This is a genomic window from Bacillus cereus group sp. N8 (genome assembly GCF_016483685.1).
Taxonomy (GTDB): Bacteria; Bacillota; Bacilli; order Bacillales; family Bacillaceae_G; genus Bacillus_A; species Bacillus_A proteolyticus.
The window spans coordinates 1-1,972 of the sequence record NZ_JAEHBK010000102.1; the positions used below are offsets into that span (position 1 = coordinate 1).

Genomic DNA, 1,972 nt, shown 5'->3' on the forward strand with positions numbered 1-1,972 from the left:
TGTATAGTGATAATAAAGTTATTGAATTTTGATTAAAAAAGATAAGAGCCTTACTACATTCTATATGCAGCAAGGCTCTTTAAAGTTGTTTCAAATTATATCCATCTGCTTATGTAATGCTTAAAAAATGAATAATAAAGTTGTTTACTTCTTATTGAACTAACGCCCCCGTTAGTTTAAGTGTAACTCTTCACAATTATTTGATATTATATAGGTGAATAGAAAGATAAATTAGAATTTAGTTTATAGTTATAAAAATAAGTTATTTATACCCTTATAATTCTTCAAAAAGGAGAGTGTATGAAAAAGACTATTGTTTTTGTATTAACGATATTTATATTATTCTCAGGATTCGCAATACAAGGTTATGCGTTGTCAGATTCGAAATCTGTGGCAATACAAGCATTGCTAGATGATGCCTGTCGTACGTCAGGTGTGCCTGGAATGTCAATCTCAATACTTGCTGATGGTGAAGTGTTCTACTTTTCTTCTGGGTATGCAGATCTTGAAAAGGGATTGTCTGCAAGTGAAAATACACTCTATGAGTTGGCCTCGGTGAGTAAAGCTTTTACTGGTATGGGGATTTTGCTATTGGAAGAGCAAGGGCTGCTATCAATGACTGACCCTATCCAAAAATATTTACCTTGGTTTACGTTAAAGTATCAAGGTAAACCTGTTGATATGCAAAACCTTACACTAAATAACTTTCTTCACCATACCAGCGGCCTAACAAATATTAGACATCTTCAAAATATTCCACAAGGTAATACGCCTGATATGTTGCAAAAGACTGTGGAAACGCTGGTAGATGCAGAATTGGCGTTCTCTCCCGGTGAACAATATAACTATGGAACCGTTAATTATGACGTATTGGGTTTGGTTATTGAGATTGTATCACGACAAAGCTATGAAGACTTTATGAAGGAACAGGTATTTCTACCCTTAGGTCTTCACCAGACGTATGTTTATAAAGAAGATGCTCAAGCCACTGGACAGTTAGCACAGGGCTACCGTTCTTCCTTTTTTATAACAACTCCATTTAACGCTCCGGATTATGCTGGGAATAAACCTGCCGGCTATATCATTTCTAATACAAAAGATATGGCGCGTTGGATGGGCATACAGATGGGTATCGTGCAGGACATACCCGAAATATTTCACAGGGCCATCGAAAAATCACATAGGGGTGATATGTCTGTTTCGGCTGTCAATGATATGTATTATGCGGCAGGTTGGTCGGTAAACGCCGAACAAACGTTTATAGAACACACTGGGGGTAATCCAAATTTTAGTACCGAAGTAGCCATACTGCCAAATGAAAGAACAGCCATCTGCTTACTGAGCAACGGCGCAAATACCAATATAAACCTGGTACTAAAAGTTAAAAATATATTAAACGGCAATCTAGCTCAGTCATATGAGATAAGCGGCACACAGCTTTTGGACATCATTTTGTCGTCTACCACAATTATTCTTTGTCTATTAGCCGTTCTGTTATTTTTCTTAGGATTAAGAAAAAGGAAAACGAATGAGCAGCAGCCAATGACAAAAAAGAGAACAATCGTAACAATTATTTTCCTAATCGCTACGATTGCCCAGTGTATAATGTTTTTTGCCTTCGATTGGTCAACGATACTTATTTGGCAAACATATAGTGTTCTTACAGCTTTAATTTCGTCAACATTATTAACAGCAAGCATTACTTGGTTTGTATATACTCACCGATTAGATGCCTCGGTCCGAAAATAAGTATAATGTTAAGTAAATAAATCCTAATTTATCGATATTTTTAATTTAAAAAACAGAAGACACCTCGGTGTCTTCTTTAATGTCATCGACACTTCTCCTAGTTAAACCCACTTGCTATTTCTTCCACTAACCTGCCTCGTTAGTAGAAGAAGGATTTTTAAACAACTATATTATTTTTTAAATGACTTTATTGTAAATTAAACAACTTTATTATCTCTGTACA

Annotated in this window: 1 protein-coding gene; it reads left to right on the top strand. The window is 35.5% G+C overall.

Annotated elements, in window-relative coordinates:
* The first annotated feature begins 300 nt into the window (after positions 1–300).
* Positions 301–1,749 carry a serine hydrolase domain-containing protein gene (locus tag JDS80_RS30545; RefSeq protein WP_199640802.1) on the top strand — a complete coding sequence of 483 codons (1,449 nt, stop codon included), beginning with the start codon at positions 301–303 and terminating at the stop codon, positions 1,747–1,749.
* The last annotated feature ends 223 nt before the right edge of the window (positions 1,750–1,972 follow it).

What these genes read in the sequence shown, in the direction of transcription:
- JDS80_RS30545 (WP_199640802.1), top strand. Translation starts at nt 301, where the DNA reads ATGAAAAAGACTATTGTTTTTGTATTAACGATATTTATATTATTCTCA.